Source organism: Ruminococcus sp. RTP21204st1_B2_RTP21204_210225 (assembly GCF_040914135.1).
In the GTDB taxonomy this organism is placed as follows: Bacteria; Bacillota; Clostridia; order Oscillospirales; family Ruminococcaceae; genus Hominimerdicola; species Hominimerdicola aceti.
In genome coordinates this window covers 119,592-141,766 of the sequence record NZ_JBCPGA010000005.1, presented here as the reverse complement: position 1 = coordinate 141,766, position 22,175 = coordinate 119,592, and the positions used below count along the sequence as shown (strand labels likewise).

The following is a 22,175-nucleotide window of genomic DNA, read 5'->3' as shown; positions in this document are numbered from 1 at the left end:
CCGAAACTGATGAACGGCGAGATTGATGTGTCAGAGGTCAAGATTTAGGCGGCTTGCAGGCGTAAATTTTCATTTATGTTAGGAGTACGATATGAACTTACCAACAGAATATATTGAAAAGTTTGCTGAATGTTACTGTAATAGGCTGTTGGATCGTCGCATCAGTTACTACATTCATGATAAGGACAATCACTCAAGAGCTAATACTGTTCATTCTGGCATTATATGGAGTCGTGAAGCAGTAAAACAGCTTAATTCCATTGATTTCAGAAATAATCACGATCTTAATCATTTGATATTGCTTATAACTTATATTGACATTCTTCTTGAAGCAACTGACCAGATATATCGTGTATTATATAAGGAAAAGAAGCAAATGCCTTTGCCTGATGATACTGTTTTTCTGAATCGTCCAGAGTTATACAAGTCTCTCGATGATAGGCAGTATTTCAAAGAAATACGCGCACTTCTCAGCGCCCACCCTATCAATCTTAATGAGCCGAACTCCAAAGAGAAACGATTTGCTGATACTCCTATTGTCTATAATCCGATTACAGATTTCAAGAGCTATCATAAAATTGAAGGAGGATACGATTTTTCATCTCGTCTATGGACAGCGACTCGACATGATGAGAATACTATTCATTTTCCGATTAGAATTAACGAATTAGAAGCCTTTGCAGAAATACTAAACAATAGATATACTGTATTTTTACAAAGAGTACGAGATATAGCATATAAGAGAATTTGAGGTGAGATATTTATGCCTTACACCGAAGAAAAATACGAAAACGCAATAATACAGCTATTTGAGGAAATGGGCTACACCCACGCCTACGGTCCGGCAATAGACCGTGACTATAAGACACCGCTGTATATGGACGAGCTTACAGAAGCCTTGTATCGGCTAAATCCCACGCTCCCCGATGATGCGATCAGCGATGCACTCTTTAAGCTCCAGAATTTTGAAAACGGCGAGCTGGTGCAGAAAAACGCTGTATTTATGGACTATCTGCAAAACGGCATCGAAGTCCGCTATACTGATAAGGGCGAGGAGCGTTCTGCAATCTGCTATCTTGTTGACTACGCAAACACGGACAACAACTCATTTATCGTTGCAAATCAGTGGACTTTCATAGAGAATGACGAGAAGCGCCCCGATGTCCTGCTGTTCATCAACGGTCTGCCCGTGGTGCTTATGGAGCTGAAATCTCCCTCCCGTGAGGAAACGGACGCTTCCGAAGCCTATACGCAGATCAGGAACTATATGCACTCCATTCCCTCTATGTTCATCTATAATGCTATCTGCGTTATGAGTGACCTTTCCGAAAACCGTGCAGGCACGATCACTTCGGGCGAAGATCGCTATATGGAGTGGAAAACAAAAGACGGCAGCTATGAAAATACGCAGTTTGCCCAATTTGACACGTTCTTTGAGGGTATCTTCACGAAAGACCGCCTGCTCGACATTCTAAAAAACTTTATCCTGTTTTCCAACGAGGGCTTGCAGAGTTATAAGATACTTGCAGGCTATCATCAGTATTTTGCCGTTCGCAAGGCTATCGAATCCACCAAGAAAGCTACTGTCACCGACGGTAAGGGAGGTGTGTTCTGGCATACGCAGGGTTCGGGCAAATCGCTGTCTATGGTATTCTATGCCCATTTACTGCAATCTGCCCTTGAAAGCCCGACTGTCGTTGTTATCACGGACAGAAACGATCTTGACGATCAGCTCTATTCGCAGTTTGCGAAATGCAAGGCGTTTCTCCGTCAAGAGCCTGTCCACGCTGAAAGCCGTGAACACCTGAAAACACTCCTTGACGGTCGCAAGGCTAACGGCATTATCTTTACCACGATGCAGAAGTTTGAGGAATCGGGTGAGCCGCTGTCTGAAAGAAGAAATATTATTGTCATGGCTGATGAAGCTCATAGAGGGCAGTACGGTCTTACCGAAAAGATCAAGATGACGAAGAATGAGGACGGCGAGCTTGTTGCCCGTAAGGTCATCGGTACAGCTCGAATTATCCGTGATACGCTCCCGAATGCTACATATATCGGCTTTACGGGTACGCCTATTTCCAGAGAGGACAGAAATACCCGTGAAGTATTCGGAGATTATATTGACATCTATGACATGACACAGGCTGTCGAGGACGGTGCGACACGTCCTGTCTACTATGAAAGCCGTGTCATGAAGCTGAAACTCGATGAAAACACTCTGAAACTGATCGACACCGAATATGAGATCATGGCGCAGAATGCCGATGCTGACGTAATAGAGAAAAGCAAGCGTGAGCTTGGGCAAATGGAAGCTATCCTCGGTCACGATGATACGATAAAGTCCCTTGTTGACGATATTCTTGACCATTATGAAAGCTATCGTGAGAACCTGCTGACAGGTAAAGCGATGATCGTTGCATACTCCCGTGCTATCGCTATGAAGATATATAAGCGTATCCTTGAAATTCGTCCGGGCTGGGAGGAAAAGGTCGCTGTGGTCATGACGGCTTCTAACAAAGATCCCGAGGAATGGCACAGTATCATCGGCAACAAGCGCCACAAGGAGGAGCTTGCAACAAAATTCAAGGACAATGACAGTCCTCTGAAAATTGCTATCGTGGTCGATATGTGGCTGACAGGCTTTGATGTGCCGTCCCTTGCGACGATGTATGTCTATAAACCGATGATGGGCTATAATCTGATGCAGGCTATCGCCCGTGTCAACAGAGTGTTCCGTGACAAGGAGGGCGGTCTTGTCGTTGATTATGTCGGTATCGCAGGTGCATTGAAGCAGGCTATGAACGATTATACCGTTCGTGACAAGAAGAATTACGGCAACACGGATATTGCAAAGGTAGCATATCCGAAGTTTCAGGAGAAACTGCAAGTCTGCCGTGATCTGCTCCATGAATATGATTATTCTGCATTTTTCGGCGGTAATGAGCTTACGGCAGGACGCACGATCACTGGTGCGGTCAATTTTCTCATGGACAGAAAGAGGGAGAAAGACAGAGAAAGCTACACAAAAGAAGCTCTGCTGCTGAAACAGGCACTTTCGCTGTGTTCCTCTATCGCTGAGGAAGATGAGCGTGAAGAAGCCGCCTTTTTTGAAGCTGTCCGTGTCCTGTTGATGCGTATTCTCAATCAGGGCGGAGGTAAAAGGCTCTCACTCCCTGAGATCAATGCCAAAATCAATGAGCTGTTGAAGCAGAGTATCAAGAGTGATGGTGTTATCAACCTTTTCTCCGACAAGGAACAGGACTTTTCGCTGTTTGATCCAAAATTCTTGGAGGAGATCTCCAAAATGAAAGAAAAGAACCTTGCTGTTGAGCTGCTGAAACGCCTGATTGCTGAACAGGTACATATCTACAAGCGAACAAACCTTGTAAAATCGGAGAAATTCAGCGAGATCATGCAAAGTGCTATGAACCGCTACCTCAACGGTATGCTTACCAATGAGGAAGTCATTCAGGAAATGCTCAACCTTGCAAAGCAGATCAGAGAAGCACAAAAAGCAGGCGAAGATCTCGGTTTGACTGCTGATGAGCTTGCTTTCTACGATGCACTCACCAAACCGCAGGCGATAAAAGACTTCTACGAGAACGAGGAGCTTATCGCTATCACAAAGGAGCTTGCCGATACGCTCCGCCGTAATCGCACGATAGACTGGCAGAAGCGTGAGAGTGCAAGAGCCAGAATGCGAATGATGATAAAGAAACTTCTGAAAAGTCATCGCTATCCGCCGGAGGGTATGGACGATGCGGTGGCTACTGTTATGCAGCAGTGTGAGCTGTGGGTTGACAACGCAAGTATGAATTGATATAGGAGATGAAATTATGCTGAAAAAAGCAACATGGCCGCTATTTACACTTTCAAAAAAACGTAAAAGAATAGATACTAATCCTGATTATCAGCGACCAGCAGTATGGACAAAAGCACAAAAGCAACTATTGATTGATTCAATTTTACGAGACTTCGATGTACCTAAAATTTATTTGCACGAAAAAAACAATGACACATATGATGTTATCGACGGTCAGCAACGTATTCGTGCAATATGGTCGTTCTATGATGATGAGTTCGCTTTGCCTAAAGATGCTGAACCTGTTAATGGTTATGATGTTGCAAACAAAAAGTATAGCGAACTTGATATGGATATTGCAACAATAATAGATAGCTATAATTTGGATTTCGTTATACTTGATACACAGAACGAAGATGAAATACGAGAAATGTTCCTGAGGCTTCAAAATGGTACGACTTTAAAAGCTCAGGAAAAAAGGAACGCAATGCCCGGACGAATGAGGGTTTTATAAAAGAGCTTACTAATCATGAATTCTTCTCGAAAGTCAATTTTTCCAATACTCGTTTTACTTATGATCTCATAGCTGCTCAAATGACACTTCTTGAATTGAACAAGGGTATTTGCAATATAAAAGATAGAGATTTAAATGCAATGTATGAAAAATCAAAGAATTTTAATACTTCATCCACTGATGCCAAAACAATATATCGCATTTTGGATTATCTTAATAAAATGTTTCCTGTCAAAACACCGGAGTTGAAAAGATACAGCACCATTTCACTATTTATACTAATTATGGATTTAATGCCGAACTATGATATTCGTGAGCGAGAAGCTGATATTGCAAAGTGGTTTATTGATTTTGAAGCTGAGAGATTATTAGACGAACATAAAGAACCAGAAAAGCAAGATCCACGTCTTGTAGTCTACCATGAAAGAGTATCTCATTCATCTGACTCGGAAGATTCATTACTTTACAGACATAATTTCCTTAAAGAAAGCCTTTTAACCCATGTTCCTAATCTTCCACAAAAAGATCCTAAAAGAAGTTTTGACGAGGCGCAGCGTCAAGTCATTTATCGACGTGGAAACGGTATTTGCAAAATATGTGGGGTAAAATGTAATTGGAATAACTGGGAAGCAGATCATATTACTCCATGGAGTAAGGGTGGAAAAACCGAAATAGAGAATGGACAGGTACTCTGTCCTTCATGTAATTCAAAGAAAAGCGATTCGTAAGAAATAATATCCAACAAAACTTAGTCTATTGGTGCACACAAAACCTATCCCACACAACTCACATTCAGCATTGTGGTATATCTCATAATCAGTGGATACTAAAATGATACATAGCAACATTAAAGCACCCTCTCGGAGCGTTCCTGAGAGGGTGCTGTTTTCATCGGTTTGTTTTCCGCTCGGCAGGCTCGGACGGCGTTGAGGGGCATTTTCGTTCGTCACAGTCCGCACCACATTGCTGATAAGCTCAGCGAGGACGGTGTACCAATTCCCTCAGATTACTACTACGCAAAGCTTGGCAAACCTAATCCTCGCCGTACAAGGCATATGTGGAGCCGTGAAACAGTCAAGCAGATACTTCACAATTACACCTACCTCGGACATCTTGTTCAGCTCCGCACAAGAACTGTCAGCTACAAAAATCACAAGGTCATCAAAAATGACGATGAAGACATGATCGTTGTGAAGAATACGCACGAAGCTATTGTTTCTCAGGAGCTTTGGGACAGGGTGCGTGAGATGGAGCAATCGGTGTCGCAGGGCAAGCGTAACAGTAGTGGCTCAGCGGTTTGATCTACTGTCAGGACTGCGGAAACAAAGTCCGCCTTGCGTGGAACAATACCACAAGCGGCAGTAAGAAGAAGCCGAGAAAGTATATCCACCACAATTACAACTACACTTCTTACATGAAATTCGGAAAGCGATACTGTCCCAGCCATTACATTAAAATGCAGGATATGGACGCTATCGTGCTTAAAGATATTCGCAGTCTCGCACTAGAGGACGAGGAAAAGGCAAAAGCGGAATCTCTTGCACGCAAGGCGAAGCATCATGAAGAGCAGTATTCCGTGGACACCAAGAAGTTCACAGAAGGCGGATACCGCTTACAGGAGCTTACCCGTGAGATGTGTCTGGTATCACGCTTGATGCCTATGTCGAGGTGCAGCCCCGTGAGATCTACATCTACTACGAGCTACTCGATGAACCCCTCAAGGACAAGAGAAGCCTGTTTTAAGGCGTATTTACGTTATTTATCAACCATACGAAAGTGTGTTACCATTTGGCAAGGGGACTACCGCTGATTTTTACAGTCACTTGGATTTCAACTCTAAGATTGACTCAGCTAATACGATCGCCAATATCCTCGGTGGCGGAGCTGTCGAAAGGCCGCCCGCTACGGAAAGCAAGAGTGTAGGAAGCCCTAATACGGCTGATGACATGAAGAAATAAAATAAATGTGACTGATTGGTAGATAAACGGACAAAAAAATAAAATCGGACTTCAAAAAAGCCCGATTTTACGATGATTTATGGTGCCGCTAACCGGACTTGAACCGGTACGGGTTTTACCCCGAGGGATTTTAAGTCCCTTGTGTCTGCCTATTCCACCACAGCGGCATGCAAGATATATTATAACACTTTTTTTGCAAAATGTCAACGCTTTTTTGCAAATTACAAGTTGTTAAACGGAAATAAGTGGTAATAAGTGGTAATGACAGAATAGTGGCAGTGTTTATTTTAAATCTTTTTGCCTTGAAACTGAAAATCTGTAGATAAATACAGATATCAAAGCGGTGACGACTTCTGTTATCCAGAATGCGTTCCATACGCCTGTTGGTCCCGTGAGCTTGCAGAGGAAGAACGCAAGTGGCAGTATTATCGCAATAAATCTGCACAGAGATATCATAAGCGACGGAATGCCCATGCCAAGCCCCTCCAGCGCACCTGATGAGGTGACGGATACTGCGGAGATAACAAAGCCGATACAAATTAGGCGTAGTGCTGTTTTGCCTATGGCGATAGTGTCAGCGTTTTCCGTGAAAAGCCCTATGAGCTTGGCTGGGAAAAGTGCGCATATGATAGTTCCTGCCGCCAATATCACACCTGTCATGTAAAGAACAATGCGGTATATTTTCTTCACACGCTCCTTCTCGCCTGCTCCGTAGTTAAAACTGATAACTGGTCGCATACCCTGAATAACACCATTTGCGGGTAGATAAAGAAAGGTCTGGAGCTTGTAGTAAATTCCAAGAACAAGCACATAGCTTTGTGAATATGCCGCAAGTATGCCGTTGAGGGCGGATATGAGAAGTGACGGCAGTGCAAGATTAAGTGTTGCAGGAATGCCTATGGAGTACATCTTTGCGATTATTATGCCGTCAGGACGCTTGTGTTTTGCGGAAAGCTTAACAGGAAGCTCACAGCGAAGATATGCTATTATGTATATGACAAGGGTCAGCACCTGACCGATACCGGTGGCGAGTGCAGCACCCTTTATACCCATTTCAGGAAAAAATCCAACGCCAAAAATAAGCAGAGGGTCAAGGATTATGTTTGCAATACAGCCGCAGAGCATACTGAACATTGATATCTTCATTCTGCCGACAGATTGGAATATCTTCTCAAATGCAATGGCAAGCATTAATGCAGGAGAGAATGTAAATACAATGTTGCAATACTGCACGCCAAGATCTACAACGTTTTTATTACTTGTGAACATAGATAGAAATGCAGGCATTATAAGTATACATATTATCATTAGCACAATACCATGCAAAGCCGAAAGTGCAAGCCCCTGAGTTGCGGCAATATCAGCCTTTTCCTTTCTGCCTGCACCAAGATATATGGCAATGACCGCATTGATGCCGATACCAAAGCCGATAGCAGTGGCACTTATAAAATTCTGCACAGGGAACACCAGTGAAAGCGATGTCATTGCGTCCTCGCTTATTTTTGCTACAAAAAAGCTGTCAATGATGTTGTAAAGAGAGTTTACAAGCATTGATATCACCATTGGCAGGGACATTGAAAGCAGAAGAGGAAAGATCGGTCTTGTTTTCATGAAATCACTGTTCATTAATTTTTTTACACTCCTTTGTCTGTGGGCAGAAAAAAAGCCGCACAGCCTGTTTGCTGTGTGGCGAAAAGTGACATACTGTCAGGAAAAATCCACGCAAGTTTTACAAAGTATATTTTAACATAGCGGTATGATTTTATCAATAAATTTTCTTTAATATTATGTTTCAAAAAAGTATACAAACACGCTGATAGTAGATTGACAAGATTTTTCTGCTATGGTAAAATGTTATTATGATAATTTATGTTAGGGGAGAAAGCGTAATGACTTTTATAGAATGGCTCAAAGACTGTAATGAAGCAGACCCTTTGATTAAAAAGGTTTACATATGTAATGATTATCTCAACGCCGAGAGAATGTTGGAGAATGCAAGCGGTGAAAATATTGTTATAAGGCTTGAAAGATATACAATCGCAGATCATGCAAAGCATATTATCGAAACCAGTGCCGAGTATATGGACAGCAGGATAATAACACTGTCAAATGCTGAGGGCTGTGAGATAGTAAGACGTATTATTGATGAAAGCGGTATAAACTATTTTAAAAGCGATGACCATAATGCCTGCATGGAGATATTCAAGACAATATCAGAGCTTAGAATGAACTGTATAGGCCCTGATTCATTGTCCTTGGACAGCAGACGTATCAACACGCTGAGTGCGATCTTTCAAGCGTATGAAAATAAGCTTTCAGACAGCAAACTATATGACAGTGCAAAGCTCATAAGCATTGCCAGCGGTCTTATAAAGGCTGGTAAGGCAGACGTGAACAGCGTTCATTTTGCATATGATAAAGAAATAGAAGCTGATAAGCTGACAGCGGAGTATATAGGGCTTTTGCCTGATCCTGCGGTGATAGATAACATGGCTGATATGAGCGATGAGCAGTATCAGAATGGTCTGAGAAAATTAGCACAAAAGGCGGAGCTTTGGAGAAATTATGGCGTAACAAACGAGGTGGAGAGAACTGTTCTACATATCGTGAACAGTGGTTATGAGCTTTGCGATACCGCTGTGCTGTGTCCCGATGATGAGTATATGGACTTGCTCATGAATATGTGCGATCAATACAAAGTCCCCGTGGAATTTCCTGAGGGCATTTCATGCAGACACAGTGACGTTGTTGCATTGTTCAGGGCAATGCTCAAATGGTGCAAAAATGACTATAGATTTGACCTATTCAGAGATGTAATGCTTTCGCCTGTTTTCAAATATGAGGAGATAGTAGAGGACGGCAAGACCAAAAGCAAGGGCCGGATATTCCTTGAAGCACAGAATTCTGGAAGCGGCTGGGGCATTGAATGGTATAGCACAAGGGATAGTCAGGTGTTCAAGGACTTTTATAAGTTCTTTAAAAAAGAAAATGTCAGCGCAAAAGAGTTTTACGGTGGCGTACTGAACTTGGTGAATAAGTATGTGAGAGGTACAAACGCTGAGCAGAGAAGTTCCATATCAAGTGTTAAGGACGCTTTGATAGGCAGATACAGATTTTATGCAGACTATGACAAGAAACTTAGCTTGCAGGAAGCAATGACTGAGATCACCGACATTGCAGAGAACGCAAGGTATTCTTTGCCTGCATCAAAAGGCGCTGTTACCTGCTGTCTTATGGGGCGGTATTCTGCGCTTTTCATGAAAAACATATATGTTCTTGGTCTGACAACAGGAAGATTTCCTGTCATGCAGGACGAGTCGCCTGTTCTGAACGATAAGGAGAGAGAACAGCTTTTCGGCAACCGTGACCATTGTTCTGACGCTATCGAGCGCAGAAAGCTCACTGACCTTGTGAGAACTGTTCTCATGGCTGAGAGAGCAAACCTTGTTGTAAGCTGTAGTGTTTATGATACCGTAGAAATAAGAGCGCAAAGCCCGTCGGCAGTGTATACTGTTATTGCGGCTGAAAAGGGCATTGATGTAAACAAAATAGAAGTGTATGATTATCTTTCTGACAGACGCAAGGTGAGCGTGCGTTCTGAGATATCATTAAACAGTGCTTTCCTTAACAAGGCAGAAAAAATCGGGCTTCATGATGACGGTGCAAAGCAAAGCGAAAGCCTTACGGAGTATCTTGATAAGCAAAGAAAAAGCCGTATAGATATATTGCGTGAAATGTGCGAAAATAAACATTTTATCATTTCTGCCACAAGCCTTTCGACTATGCTTCAGTGTCCGCTGAGGTTTTTCTATGAGCGTATTGCCCATGTTGAAAAGCCGCAGGAGGTGGATATAGACCGCAGTGCATGGCTCAAAGGCAATGTCAAGGGAATGTATATACATGAGATAATGGAGAATTATGCCAAGACTGTGCTTAAGGGCAAAAGTGCGGCTGAGGTGTCTGAAATTGTTGACACATCGGCGCTTGATGAGATATTCGAGAGCGTTTCTAAAAACTATCTCCGTAACTATCCCCCTGTGGATATGGCTGTTGCGCAGAGGGAGAGAAATGAATATTACAATTGTATCAAGGCTTATCTTGACGAACTGCACGACGATATACACTCAGGCAAACGTGAGGTCGTTGAGGTCGAGTATCCGTTCAACGGTGATGTGGAGATAGGCAAATATACAGTCACCATAAGGGGTAGGATAGACCGCCTTGACAAGATAATAGACGGCACAAAGGTGTCATACCAGATAGTTGACTACAAGACGGAGGATATCAAAAAATTCAGGGAGAAGCTTCCAGAAGACCCACAGGATCATATTTATGCCCTTGCGCTTGAAAAAGGTCTTACGCCTGTGGGCGAAGTGAGCGAAAGTGATATCGTTTCCGCAGATTATGTTTTCATTCTTGAAAAAGGGAATTGCCATGTAGTTAACAATAAAGATAATTCTGGAATTGAAAACATGATAACAATAACATTTAAGAAAATAGTAAAAGAGGGCTTTAAAAAGTGTATTGTGAATAAGAATGATAAAATAACTCCATGCACGTTTTGTCCTGCTTATGAAGAAGTTTGCTCAGGGGGTGCAACAGAATGAGTGAAGAACAGATAAGAAGCTATATAATAGACAAAGACAGTTATGATAAGAATATCCTTGTTGAAGCAGGCGCAGGTGCAGGTAAGACAAGGCTTATAATACAGCGTGTTATAGGTCAGATAGGCGCAGGTATACCTGTTGAAAAGATAGTCCTTATAACTTTCACCAACGCTGCTGCAAACGAGCTTTATGAGAGGATACAGGCAGGGCTTACGGAGAATATCGCAAAATGCAGCGGTGAGGAAAAGAAGCTGTATGAGAACGCTGTTATGAATTTACAGCGCATGAAGATAAGCACTATACACAGCTTTTGTTTGAGTATGCTGTCAGAACAGCCTTTTGAAGCTGACCTGCATTTGGGATTAAAACTTGCCGAGGACGGTGAAACAAAGCAGGCACAGGCTGACTTTTTCGAGAGATATTACCGCACAAATGGTGCGAACATAGAAGATTTCGGCTTTCTGAACAGCAATCAATATAAGCTCAGAGACAGCCGTGTAAAAAACTTTCTTATGGAAACATTTCTTGAGTGTGCTGAATACAGAGATGTTGAGTTTGTTAGGGATAAAAGCTATGACAGTGTGACATTTGACACCATAAATAAGCTTGCCTATAAAGAAATGTGTAACTATAGGGATAGTCTTGTGCGTGCATTCTATAATGGTGCTTTGAGTGGAAAATATGAAGATGTAGCAGGTTTTCTTGTTGATGATGTGACGAAGAAATTACCTGATGATATGAAGACCTATGACCCAAAGTATAATTATGTAAAAGTTTGCGCTAATCTTAAAGCTTGCAAAAAGTTCCTTGAGCCTTTTAATAAGACGAAAATTAAGAAAGATCATCCAAAGAGCAATGAGAACATGGCTATTTTCAGCCCAAGTGGGTTTGATAATGTAAAGAAAGAAAATGCACTATATGCACTCAACAAGACGGCAACGTATATAGAGCAGGCTGTAAAGGCTTATCAGGAGAGTGAAGACGGGGAGAGCGTTTCAAATGACGGGCTTTTGTATCACACTCACGAGCTTCTTAAAAACAGCATTGAGGCAAGAGCGTTTTTCAAAGACAAGTATTCCTGCATTTATATAGATGAGTTTCAGGATACTGATGTTATGCAGACTGAACTTCTGCTGTATCTTTGTGCAGACGACAGCAAGCTTATAGCAGGCGGTGATATATGGCAATGCCCGCTCCGTGACGGTGCGCTGTTCGCGGTGGGCGACCCTAAACAGTCTATCTACGGCTTCCGTGACGCCGATATCAGGCTTTATAACAAAATGAAAGCCAAATTTCAGAACAATAACGAGAAAAACTGCGAGTTTTTCTCACTTGATTACAACTTCCGCTCTGATGAGCAGCTTATAGCTTGGGTAAATGAAAAGTTCCAGCCTGAAATAAACGGCAAATACGGCATGACATACAGCGATATGATATCAAAGGCTGATAAGCCTGCGGCTGTTTCCGACGACGTTATCAGAGGGGCGTATTTTGTCAAAGATCCGGGTGCTGAAAGCGTGGCTAAGATAATTTCAGACCTTGTGAAGGTCGGAAAGATATTCGACAAGGGTGTGGAAAGACCTATAAAATACAGTGATTTTCTTCTGCTTCTTTGGAACACAACTCAAATGGAGTTTTATTCAATGGTCTTGACAGATCGTGGCATACCATATACAATGTGGGGTAAACGCCCTCAGAAAAACAGTCTGGTGCTGAAAAGATTTATTGCTCTTGCAGAGTTCGTTTTTGAAAGCTACAGTCCTACCGCAAAGGAAAAGGCTTATTCTATCCTTTGGAGATGTAGGCCTGACAGCATCGATTTTGAAGACGCTGAAATTGACGTAGACGATTATGAACAAAACTGTGAAAGCAATGACGCCACGCTTGTTGCAGTAAAGGCGTCTGCCGATACTGTTAATGAGCCTATAGCGAAGCTTTATAAGATCCTTGATTTTCCTGAGCTTCTTTTCGATAATACTAGCAACAGAGAATATGAGCTTTCAAATCTTATCTATCTTATTGAAAAGTGGGAAAAGCAGGATTTTGCAGGAAGCGGCGAGCTTATGGATATGATGAAAAACGAGCTTTCTGTGCTGAAAGAAAAAGAGCTTATCCTTGACAGCAGTGAGCAGAACTGCGTAAGGCTCATGAATCTTCACAAGGCAAAGGGTCTTGAGGGGAATATCGTTATTATGGCGGAGGCTAAAAATCATAAATTCAGCGGTGGAAAGTACACCGACCTTGTGGCTAAAAGACAGGTCTATGTACCTTTGAAAACAAGCGATTATTCATATATGGACTATCTGACATTCTATCCTAATGAGAGGAAGCAGGCAGAGGATAAATATTTTGGCGAACAGCTCAGGCTTGAATATGTTGCGGCCACAAGAGCAAAGCAGGCTTTTATATTTGTGTATACTTTTGAACGGAAAAAAACTGTGATCGACAAACTTACAATGAGCAAAATAGGCAGAGAACTGCCGCAGATAAACAATGCCACAGCGCAAAGTGCTGTGCAGGCGGCGCAGATAAACGTCAAGGATATATTCGACGAGGTGAACAACAGCCGAAATGCTTTTGATGAAAGCGTTAAAAAGCTCAGTGAGAAACATGTTAGCAAAATCACTCCTAGCCACCTTGAGGACGGCAAAAAAGTCACTATACCAAGTGGAGTGGAGAAACTGTCTTACAAACGTCCAAAGGGCATAGATATCGGTCATATGGTACATCGTGCCTTTGAGCTTGCGGTGAATATGCGTGGAAAGCTGTTTCCGTATAACGAAACGCCACAGCAGAAAGAGCTAATCCAGAAGATTGTCAGCAGAGCGTATCTCGACTTTGAGGGCGAGTGCAGTTCGCAGGCTTCTGAGAGCTTTTATAAGGACTATATCAACTATCAGCTTCACAGCTTTTTGAAAGATAAGGATATCGAAAAATTGCTCAAAACTGCGCAGGCAGTGTATACAGAGCTTCCATTCTACAGTATGGACGGCAATGAATACAGCAACGGAGTTATGGATCTTGTGCTTAAAATGTCAGACAAAAGCTTTATCATAATCGACTATAAGACCAACATACAGGAAGAAGCCGACAGAAAGCTTTTTGAGGAGAGAATTTTAAAGACATATCGTCCACAGCTTGATTTCTACGAAAAGATACTCAGAAAAATGCTTTCGCTCAGTGAGAAAACTGAGGTGGAGTGCCATATTTACTTTATGAATGACGATAAATATATGAAAAACTAGAGCAAAGTCGCTTAAAATATGAATGAGTTAATATTATGAATAATATTATAATTTGTATCGTTCGGTTGACAATGTGATTGAGGTGTGGTATAATAAATCAGTTAATAATGTCGAAAAAAGTAAAAAAAGCAACAATAAGTCTACACTAAGCGTAAGGAGAACGTGAATATGGACGTGTACAAATTATGGACCTGCGATGATAACAGCGAAAGCCAACTGAGTTCTACCTCTTCGGAGATAGAAAAGGAAATTGACGTTCTCAGGAAAACTTTTGATTTTGTCAGGCTTCTGAAAGCGGACAGTCCTCATGGAGTGAGCGGCTGCGTTGAAAATCCATGTCAGTGTTTTTCTTTTTGGAAAGTGGACGAGCCTTGTGAAAACTGTATATCCTTAAAAACTTTTATTGATAAAAAGCCGAGAACTAAGCTTGAATTTATGGGAACTGACATTTATCAGGTCTTTTCAAAGTATGTTCAGGTTGACGGAGAGCCGTATGTTATGGAGCTTATCAAAAAGCTTGATGAGGACTCTCTGCTGGGTGTTCAGGACAGAGAAAAGATAATGAATAAGCTGTCAAAATATCATAAGGCAATGTATACTGATGCATTGACAGGTGCGAGCAACAGGAGATATTTTGAAGATAAGCTTAAAAAGTCCCATGTGCCTGCGGGCGTTGCGATGATAGATCTTGACGACTTCAAGGTTTATAATGATACATGCGGTCATGACGCAGGAGATATGGTGCTTGTGACAGTGGTTGATGTTATAAGGCGCTGTATTAGAAAATCTGATGAGCTTGTGCGTTATGGTGGCGACGAGTTTTTGCTTGTCATGCCTGGTATTCAGGAGGACGATTTTGCCCATAAGCTCAGGAAGATAAAACGAAATATCCATGCGGCATCTGTGCCAGGGTATTCAAATATACGTCTGTCAGCAAGCGTCGGCGGCGTTTTCTCTGATGGCAATAGCCTTGACGAAGCTGTCAGCAAGGCTGATAAGCTTATGTATCAGGCGAAGACAAAGAAAGATACAGTTGTCACAGATGGTCACGAAAGTGTTGTCGGTGAGCCTCAAAAGCAGGAGATACTTATTGTTGACGATTCAAATATAAACAGAGAGATACTCTCTGAAATGCTTGGCAATGAATATATCATACATGAGGCGGCAAGCGGCGAGGAGTGTATTGACCTGCTTAGTCAGTATGGCACTGGAATTTCACTTGTGCTTTTAGATATAATCATGCCCGAAATGGACGGATTTGAAGTCCTTGACTATATGGCGGAACATCATTGGATAGATGATATCCCTGTTATAATGATATCAAGCGAGGATTCTGCGTCCTCTATAAGAAAAGCATATGAGTTTGGCGTTTCTGATTATATCAGCAGACCCTTTGATTCACGCGTTGTGTATCAGCGTGTGTTCAATACCATTAAGCTTTATGCAAAACAGCGCAGACTTATTTCCCTTGTCAGCGACCAGATGTACGAAAAAGATAAAAACAACCGTATGATGATAAGCATACTCAGCCAGATAGTAGAGTTCAGAAACGGCGAGAGTGGAAGCCATGTGGTGAACATAAAGCGCATAACGGAACTGCTTTTAGATAGGCTTCCTATGCGCACAAACAAGTATACTGTCAGCGGCACTGAGCAGCTTCTCATACCAATGGCTGCGGCACTCCATGATATCGGCAAGATAGGCATTGACGATAAGATACTCAATAAGCCCGGCAGGCTAACCAAAGAGGAGTTTGAGATAATGAAAACTCACTCCGCTATCGGAGCGAATATGCTTGAAAGTCTTGAGCAGTTCCGTGACGAGCCACTCTTGAAGATAGCCCATGACATATGCAGGTGGCACCATGAGCGTTATGACGGCAGGGGCTATCCTGACGGACTAAAAGGAGACGAGATACCGCTATCGGCTCAGATAGTTTCTGTCGCCGACGTTTATGACGCACTTGTCAGCGAGCGAGTTTACAAAAAGGCGTATTCTCATGAAAAGGCTATGGCATTGATACTTAACGGAGAGTGCGGCACATTCAACCCTGTGCTTGTCGAATGTCTTAAAGATATTCAGAACGAGCTTGCAAAGGGTGTAGAATAAGAGATGATATGATTTGTAAGGAGTGTCCTGATGACTACTAGAGAATTTTATGAAAGCATTGGCGCAAGTTATGACAACGTTCTGGTACGTTTCGGCAGTGAGAAAATGATAACAAAGTTTGCAAAAAGATTTGCAGATGATACAACTTTTCAGGATATGTGCAAGGCTTTAGAGGAGAAAAACGCCAAGGAAGCTTTCCGTATGGCACACACCCTCAAAGGCATTTGCAGCAATCTTGGCTTTGACGAACTTTACAAGGCGAGCTATGACCTTACAGAGGATCTTAGGGACGGTGAGCTGTCAGGCTATGAGCAGGATTATGAAAAGGTCTGCGAAAAATATAAGATAGTTTATGACATTGTGACAAAAATAGATAACTGAGTTTTGACCGATAGTCTGTCAGACTGTCGGTTTTATGGTGAGGAGGAGCTTCCAACCCATGAGCTTAGAATGATGTCTGCGTTCAATGCGAAGATAGCAAACTTCAATCGCAAAACTATCAAGGACAGACAGCGTTTCAGAATGAAATATTTAATTCGCCCCAGAAAATAGCAAAGCACCCGTATCATGTGCGATACGGGTGTTTTTTTATCAGAAGCCTTGTTCTTTAAGCTCTTTTACTATATCTACATAAAATTCTCTCACGTCAAAATCCTTGATGTTCTCCCTGAAAAGGTCGATAACGTCGCCATGAGAAATGCCACGCTTGCCCTTGTGTTCTATCATCTTGGATTTTTCACCATAAAGTCCCGACTCAACTGTTACTAGCCCGTCATTGCCCTTGCCGTATGGCTTGTTGAGCAGATAGCCGATATTTAACGGAAAACCTGCGGAACGTATGCTGTTCATTTTGCTCATCACGGAGCGGTAGGAAACCAACTGGCTGTCAGGGGTGCTTGCGTTAAGCTCAGAGCAGTTTTTGTAAGTCAGGTCATAAACGCCATCTAAAAAGCTTGGGCCTTTGTCACCCAGAGCAGTGAAAAGCTTGTTGTATTTTCTATCAACAAAGCCCTGTATGCTCTCAGGTATCTTCCCAAGAAGCATATCAACGAATTTACAGCCATAGTGTGGCGTGTTTATGGTGGTAAGGGTTGCCACATATTTGTCCATGCCGAGGTGAGAGATAGCGTATCTCGAGTCAAGCCCACCCTTTGAGTGTGCGATTATGTTGACCTTTTCTGCGCCAGTTTCTGCAATGACTTCTTTTATCCTTTCAGCTACCTCAGTGGCACTGACGGATACTTTGTTGGCGGACTGTTGCTTGCCGTAATAGACCTCTGCGCCATTTTTAATAAGTTCATTAGGTACCCTGCCCCAATAGTTTATTACCTGCCAATCACGGAAGAATATGCCATGCACCATAAGTATAGGATACTTTGTCTTGCATATCTCGTTCTCTTTTCGTGCAGCGTCAAGGTCAAGCTTTGCCTGCTCGAAGTAGTATTCACTTCTCGCTGCCTTGTAGAATTTTCTGAACACTATGCAGTTCACAAGCGGTATGTACCAGGTGAATAACAGAATAACATACCACAGTATTTTCACCTGACGTGCCGAAGCCGCTATCCGCACAATGCCACTCAGACACAAAAGCGTTGTTATAGCATAAGCGCAAAGTGCATTTGCAAGAAGCCGCCAACCGTTCAGCTTTGTAAAGCAAAGCACTATCACTATTATAAGCTGTATAACGCTTTGCAAAACACCGCAGCCAAGTACAAACGCTCCGGAATCAAGCCGTCGGATTTTTCCATGAGAACCTTTGCGTCCATGTGATTTGAACATGAAAACCAAGGTGTATATTGCAAAAAGTATGATGATAAGCGTTTTGAGCAGAGAATTTATGTCAATAAGTTTCCACAGTGCAGGTGCGTTTGCAAGCAGAAGCACCGGTATAGAAAGAAAAGTTCCCCTAATTTTTTTCATTTTTTACCCCTTAAAGATTATTTTTCAGCTTTACGTGTCTAATATCGTTTCCCACAAACATAATAGGCATGAAACAGCCTGTGAGCCTCGAAACTATACGCTCATTATATTTTGCATTGTATTCTTCATTGGTGAGATTGGTAGAGATTATCGTTGGCCTGCCAAGGTTGATACGCTCGTTGATTATTTCATATATCACGGAATCGGTAAAGCTCGTTTGAAATTCTGAGCCGAGGTCGTCAAGGATAACAAGGTCAGCATTCTCTATGATGTCAAGTGTCTGACCTGTAGCTCTGCCGAAATGCTCGTCCTCTATCTGTCTGAGAAGCTTAAGCAGAGAGGCGAAAATGACGCTGTAGCCCTTTTGTATAAGTTCATTTGCAATGCAGGCTGAAAGAAAAGTCTTGCCAAGACCTGTTTTGCCAATGAAAAACAGTGATGGAGAGTTTTCATGAAATTTGTCAGCATATGCACGGCAGTTTGAATACACCGTTCTCATTTTCTCTCTCGGTGACATTCCGTTACCGTCGCTTTCAGGATAAAATTCTATTCTGAACTCAGAGAAATCGTGGAGCTGGATACTGCAATTCTCGTTAAGCTCCTCAGTGGTGTATTTTTTCAGCAAGTCGGTGAAGCACTGGCACTTCACTCCGTCACGATAGCCATAATCACAGCATTTAGGACAGTAATAGTGATAATCAAGGTAGTCTTCAGGATAACCTCCCATTTTAAGCAGTCCTTTAATGGCACGTTTAGTATTGGCATTGTTTTGACGCATTTTTTGTATATATTCTCTTCCATGAGCATTTTTGCCTACTATGCCCTTCATGAGTTCACAGTTATTTGCTTTTAGTGATCTTGTAAGAACCTCTATTTCAGGAAGTCGCTGTGCTATCTCCTGAGCGTGGACCTCATGCTCGTTCATGACAGCTTCACGCCGTCTTTTAAGTTCATTTTCAGCCTTGTCATATGCGGTTATTGAATATTTCATTTTTTACTCCTTATCATAGCTTTCCTGATTTTTCTAGATCAAAATTCATTGCGAATTTTTCAAAATCATCAAGATTGTAGGAAGTTTGCTTATTAGTATTCTTATTTTTCTTGGAGGTGTGGTACTTTTCGTCCTCGTGTGTGACCTGTTCAGGGGTAGTGATGCTCTTGCCAGCCCAGTTTGACAGTATAGTGTCTATATATTTGTAATTCAGTTTGTTGGTATTGTCAACACACTTGTTATAGGCTATCTCCAGCATTTCAACAGTGAAGCCCATTGTTCGCCACTTTTCTATAAACTCAAGCTGCTGCTTTGACGGCTTTGCGGTCTGTCCGAAAATTTTCAGTACCTTGAATTCATACTTTTTTATGTTGGAAAGCCTAATTATTTCTTGTTCAATTTGTTGATAAGTACAGATGTCTTGTTCAAACCACCCACGCATTACTGTCACAAGGTAAGACACGTTGTGCTTTTCAAGTGACACACAGTATTCTGCGGCTAAGAGAATAGATGCAGCATCAAATCGGTAATATTCATAAAGAGCAAGAAGTTCCCCTTGCTCAGTTCCATTGATAGTGCGTTGTAATACGGTTTGTATCTCGTCAAAGAGATGTGCAAGGTTAGGGTCCTTCTGCTGTTTTTCCAATATCTCGGAATTTTTGTATCTTATGCACAGCTTGTTTGAAACGCTCTGACGTTTCGGGGCAACTGCCTCAACTTTTGAAACAGGCTCGGCCTTTGTTTCAGGCTCTGAAACAGGTGTAGAAACGGCTTTGACCTGTGCAGGCTTTGTCGTATCACTGTGTTCTGTGGTGATGACTCCTAGCGATACCCAGTGTGTCACAGCGTCAATGACAGTGTTCTCAGGAAGTCCTGACTTTTCCGCAAGCTTTGCACTGTCGCATTCACGTTCCGTTGAACAGAGTATGCAGAGAAGTACCTTTACAAAGTCGCCATCACTTAATTTTATGTATTTATCGACCACTTTAGACGGCACTGAAAAACTGCTTCCCCAGCGGTCGCAATCAAAAGTATATTTCATTATGTATCCTCACAAATATGATTAAAATTATCCAAAATAATTATATCATATAATCTGGACTTTTGCAACAAAATTTGTGCATTTGACTTTTGATAAATAAAATGCTATAATAGGCTAATACCAAAGAAACGGAGAGATAAAAAATGATAAGAAAATTTGTGCCTGAGGACAGGGAAGATTATATCAGATTTTCCACTGAGTTCTATAATTCTTCTGCGGTGGACAAGCCTGTTCCAAGAGAGCATTTTGAGCAGGGCTTCGATGAAATGATGAGGTCTGATGTGTATGTGCAAGGTTATATGCTCGTTTGTGACGGCAATAATGTTGGCTACTGTGTTACAATGAAAACATATTCAGTTGAAGCAGGCGGTATTACTATATGGATAGACGAGCTTTTTGTGCTGGAGGAATACCGCTCAAAAGGTCTAGGCAGGGAGCTTTTTAAGTATATCGAGGAAAATGGCGACAAAAAGCTCCGCCGTATCCGACTTGAAGTCGAGCTTGAAAACGGCAGAGCCATATCGCTTTATAAGAAAATGGGCTTTGAGCCTGCGCCTTACGACGGAATGTGGAAAACTATTTTATAGTCCTTTCGTGAATTTCCCTTGAAATGCTGTCGCAAACCTTATTAAGGGCGGCGTGGTCCATTGCGGCGATATAATACTTTTCTATCTCGTCATGGACTTTCTTGGCTTTCTTGATGCCTGAATACACTTCCTCTGCAAGGTCGGAGGCGGTGACTTTATCTAATCTCAGTCTTGTTTTCAGGGCTGAGATCTTTTTCTTGTCATAAAATCTTCCCATGTTGATAGCTTTTTCAAAGCCGTCAAGCTTGCTTATAGGTGAATTTATCACAAATGCGATGCCAGCCTCCGGGATAAGCAAATGCTCGTAAAGGGTGTTGCCAAATAGGATAGCAGGGCAGAGGATAACATCATAACTTCGCTTTACAGCCTGCTGTGCCATGAGGGTGACGAACTTGTGGGAAGCGGCATAATAATCATCGTTCATGGCGAACACGTCAAGGTAGCTGTCAAGAGTGGCAAGCTGCGTCATACAGCCGTATTCTGTCAAAGCGGTCAACTGTCTAATATCAGTTTTGCCGCTGCCAGAGCCTTTTTTGTTTAGAAGACGTTTTGCTGATCGTTCTGTGAAGCTTTTCAGCTTTTCCTCCAGCAGACAGCCTTCACCGCAATTGTAGGTATCGAAGCAAACGTTAGACAGGGCAGTGGTAAACCTTTTGCTTCTTGCCAAAAGCGACTTGTTTTTGTCTGTAACCTCGATTATTTCAGATTTGAAGGCCTTCAGCTTTTCTTCGTCCCAATACTCTCCTAAGTTGATTATTTTCTGACAAACTCCTGGATATGAACATTCCATAACATGTGGCGCAGTGCCGTCGCAGATTATGGCCTTTGATGTATGCAGAACGATTGCATCAAGGGAAGCAGGGTCAGAGGAGCAATAAAATCTAGTGACGTCCTCTGTCGGTTCAAACTCAGCGGCTATCTTTTTCATAAGTGAAGATTTTCCTGTGCCTGCACCTCCTTTGAGTATGAATGTGAAATACTCCTTATCAGCCATTATCTTGCCAAATTCCGTGGAAAACCCATTCTGCGTCATTGCACCCAAAAAATACTTTTCTGACATAAATTACCCTCCATATCTCAAACGCATTAGATCAGTGTGACTGCGTTTGCATTTTCATTTTTATAATATGTCAGAAAAAGCTTGATTGTTCAAAAAAATTAGGTGGACAAAAAAAGCTTGAATAAAGTAAAAAAACTTTCATTGCATGACGTTGCAAATTGACATTGTGATAACTACCTTATCTTTCCTGCCTGCAACAGGATACAAAACGCCGTCCGCTTTATGCAGTGCCTTTTTTACTATTGCAGAACTTTTCATTATGTTCCGCCTTTCTTATCTATCTTAATTCTGCGATATCATACAGCTAGTTATGACTAACTCGTAAACTTTTATGATAGCA

The 22,175-nt window shown here is 42.1% G+C and carries 17 protein-coding genes and 1 tRNA gene; 12 read left to right on the top strand and 6 right to left on the bottom strand.

Features of this window, described 5'->3' with window-relative positions:
* The first annotated feature begins 91 nt into the window (after window positions 1–91).
* From AB5123_RS03620 to AB5123_RS03595, 6 genes are all read left to right on the top strand, one after another.
* On the top strand, window positions 92–751 hold the full coding sequence (locus tag AB5123_RS03620; RefSeq protein WP_117925200.1) for a hypothetical protein: 660 nt from the start codon (window positions 92–94) through the stop codon (window positions 749–751).
* 12 nt (window positions 752–763) lie between these two features.
* Complete coding sequence (locus AB5123_RS03615) at window positions 764–3,820, top strand: type I restriction endonuclease subunit R (protein WP_195249396.1); 3,057 nt, start codon at window positions 764–766, stop codon at window positions 3,818–3,820.
* Between the two features lie 16 nt (window positions 3,821–3,836).
* Window positions 3,837–4,316 carry a DUF262 domain-containing protein gene (locus AB5123_RS03610; RefSeq protein WP_117925204.1) on the top strand — a complete coding sequence of 160 codons (480 nt, stop codon included), beginning with the start codon at window positions 3,837–3,839 and terminating at the stop codon, window positions 4,314–4,316.
* 80 nt (window positions 4,317–4,396) lie between these two features.
* Window positions 4,397–5,044 (top strand): HNH endonuclease, encoded by a 648-nt coding sequence (locus tag AB5123_RS03605; protein WP_195247515.1) that lies wholly within the window; start codon window positions 4,397–4,399, stop codon window positions 5,042–5,044.
* 198 nt (window positions 5,045–5,242) lie between these two features.
* Window positions 5,243–5,617, top strand: a complete 375-nt coding sequence (locus tag AB5123_RS03600; RefSeq protein WP_242998307.1) for a recombinase family protein — start codon at window positions 5,243–5,245, stop codon at window positions 5,615–5,617.
* On the top strand, window positions 5,614–6,126 hold the full coding sequence (locus tag AB5123_RS03595; protein WP_242998308.1) for a recombinase zinc beta ribbon domain-containing protein: 513 nt from the start codon (window positions 5,614–5,616) through the stop codon (window positions 6,124–6,126). The genes AB5123_RS03600 and AB5123_RS03595 overlap by 4 nt, the downstream gene beginning before the upstream one ends.
* Before the next feature lie 228 nt (window positions 6,127–6,354).
* Here AB5123_RS03595 and AB5123_RS03590 read toward each other — a convergent pair.
* Both AB5123_RS03590 and AB5123_RS03585 read right to left on the bottom strand, forming a co-directional pair.
* A tRNA-Leu gene (locus tag AB5123_RS03590) sits at window positions 6,355–6,441 on the bottom strand.
* A 115-nt stretch (window positions 6,442–6,556) separates the two neighbouring features.
* Window positions 6,557–7,900: an MATE family efflux transporter gene (locus AB5123_RS03585; RefSeq protein ID WP_117856268.1), complete on the bottom strand. Its 1,344-nt coding sequence runs from the start codon at window positions 7,898–7,900 to the stop codon at window positions 6,557–6,559.
* 263 nt (window positions 7,901–8,163) lie between these two features.
* Here AB5123_RS03585 and AB5123_RS03580 point away from each other — a divergent pair, with 263 nt between their 5' ends.
* The 5 genes from AB5123_RS03580 (at window position 8,164) to AB5123_RS03560 (ending at window position 16,787) form a co-directional block, all read left to right on the top strand.
* Window positions 8,164–10,881, top strand: coding sequence for a PD-(D/E)XK nuclease family protein (locus tag AB5123_RS03580; RefSeq protein WP_347503635.1), 2,718 nt, complete (start codon window positions 8,164–8,166; stop codon window positions 10,879–10,881).
* On the top strand, window positions 10,878–14,126 hold the full coding sequence (locus tag AB5123_RS03575; protein ID WP_368364533.1) for a UvrD-helicase domain-containing protein: 3,249 nt from the start codon (window positions 10,878–10,880) through the stop codon (window positions 14,124–14,126). Before AB5123_RS03580 ends, AB5123_RS03575 begins: the two co-directional genes overlap by 4 nt.
* Window positions 14,127–14,294: 168 nt before the next feature.
* The gene (locus tag AB5123_RS03570; RefSeq protein ID WP_337812655.1) at window positions 14,295–16,235 is read left to right on the top strand and encodes a diguanylate cyclase; all 1,941 of its coding nucleotides are present in this window, start codon (window positions 14,295–14,297) and stop codon (window positions 16,233–16,235) included.
* A 30-nt stretch (window positions 16,236–16,265) separates the two neighbouring features.
* Window positions 16,266–16,616, top strand: a complete 351-nt coding sequence (locus AB5123_RS03565; protein ID WP_368364532.1) for an Hpt domain-containing protein — start codon at window positions 16,266–16,268, stop codon at window positions 16,614–16,616.
* Between the two features lie 3 nt (window positions 16,617–16,619).
* Window positions 16,620–16,787, top strand: a complete 168-nt coding sequence (locus tag AB5123_RS03560) for a hypothetical protein (RefSeq protein WP_329963730.1) — start codon at window positions 16,620–16,622, stop codon at window positions 16,785–16,787.
* A gap of 39 nt (window positions 16,788–16,826) precedes the next feature.
* Here AB5123_RS03560 and AB5123_RS03555 read toward each other — a convergent pair whose 3' ends face one another.
* From AB5123_RS03555 to AB5123_RS03545, 3 genes are read right to left on the bottom strand one after another with little or no spacing between them, the layout of a single operon-like run.
* Window positions 16,827–18,155 carry a triacylglycerol lipase gene (locus tag AB5123_RS03555; protein WP_337795279.1) on the bottom strand — a complete coding sequence of 443 codons (1,329 nt, stop codon included), beginning with the start codon at window positions 18,153–18,155 and terminating at the stop codon, window positions 16,827–16,829.
* A 10-nt stretch (window positions 18,156–18,165) separates the two neighbouring features.
* A complete protein-coding gene (locus AB5123_RS03550) occupies window positions 18,166–19,146 on the bottom strand; it encodes an ATP-binding protein (protein WP_117878448.1) in 981 nt (326 codons plus the stop codon).
* Between the two features lie 13 nt (window positions 19,147–19,159).
* Window positions 19,160–20,188, bottom strand: a complete 1,029-nt coding sequence (locus tag AB5123_RS03545; protein ID WP_046440995.1) for a DnaD domain protein — start codon at window positions 20,186–20,188, stop codon at window positions 19,160–19,162.
* 143 nt (window positions 20,189–20,331) lie between these two features.
* On the opposite strand from AB5123_RS03545, the gene AB5123_RS03540 reads away from it, so the two are divergent.
* The gene (locus AB5123_RS03540; protein WP_022287322.1) at window positions 20,332–20,775 is read left to right on the top strand and encodes an N-acetyltransferase; all 444 of its coding nucleotides are present in this window, start codon (window positions 20,332–20,334) and stop codon (window positions 20,773–20,775) included.
* Here the strand turns inward: AB5123_RS03540 and AB5123_RS03535 are convergent.
* A complete protein-coding gene (locus AB5123_RS03535) occupies window positions 20,765–21,835 on the bottom strand; it encodes an ATPase (RefSeq protein ID WP_117856275.1) in 1,071 nt (356 codons plus the stop codon). The genes AB5123_RS03540 and AB5123_RS03535 overlap by 11 nt on opposite strands.
* Between the last annotated feature and the right edge of the window lie 340 nt (window positions 21,836–22,175).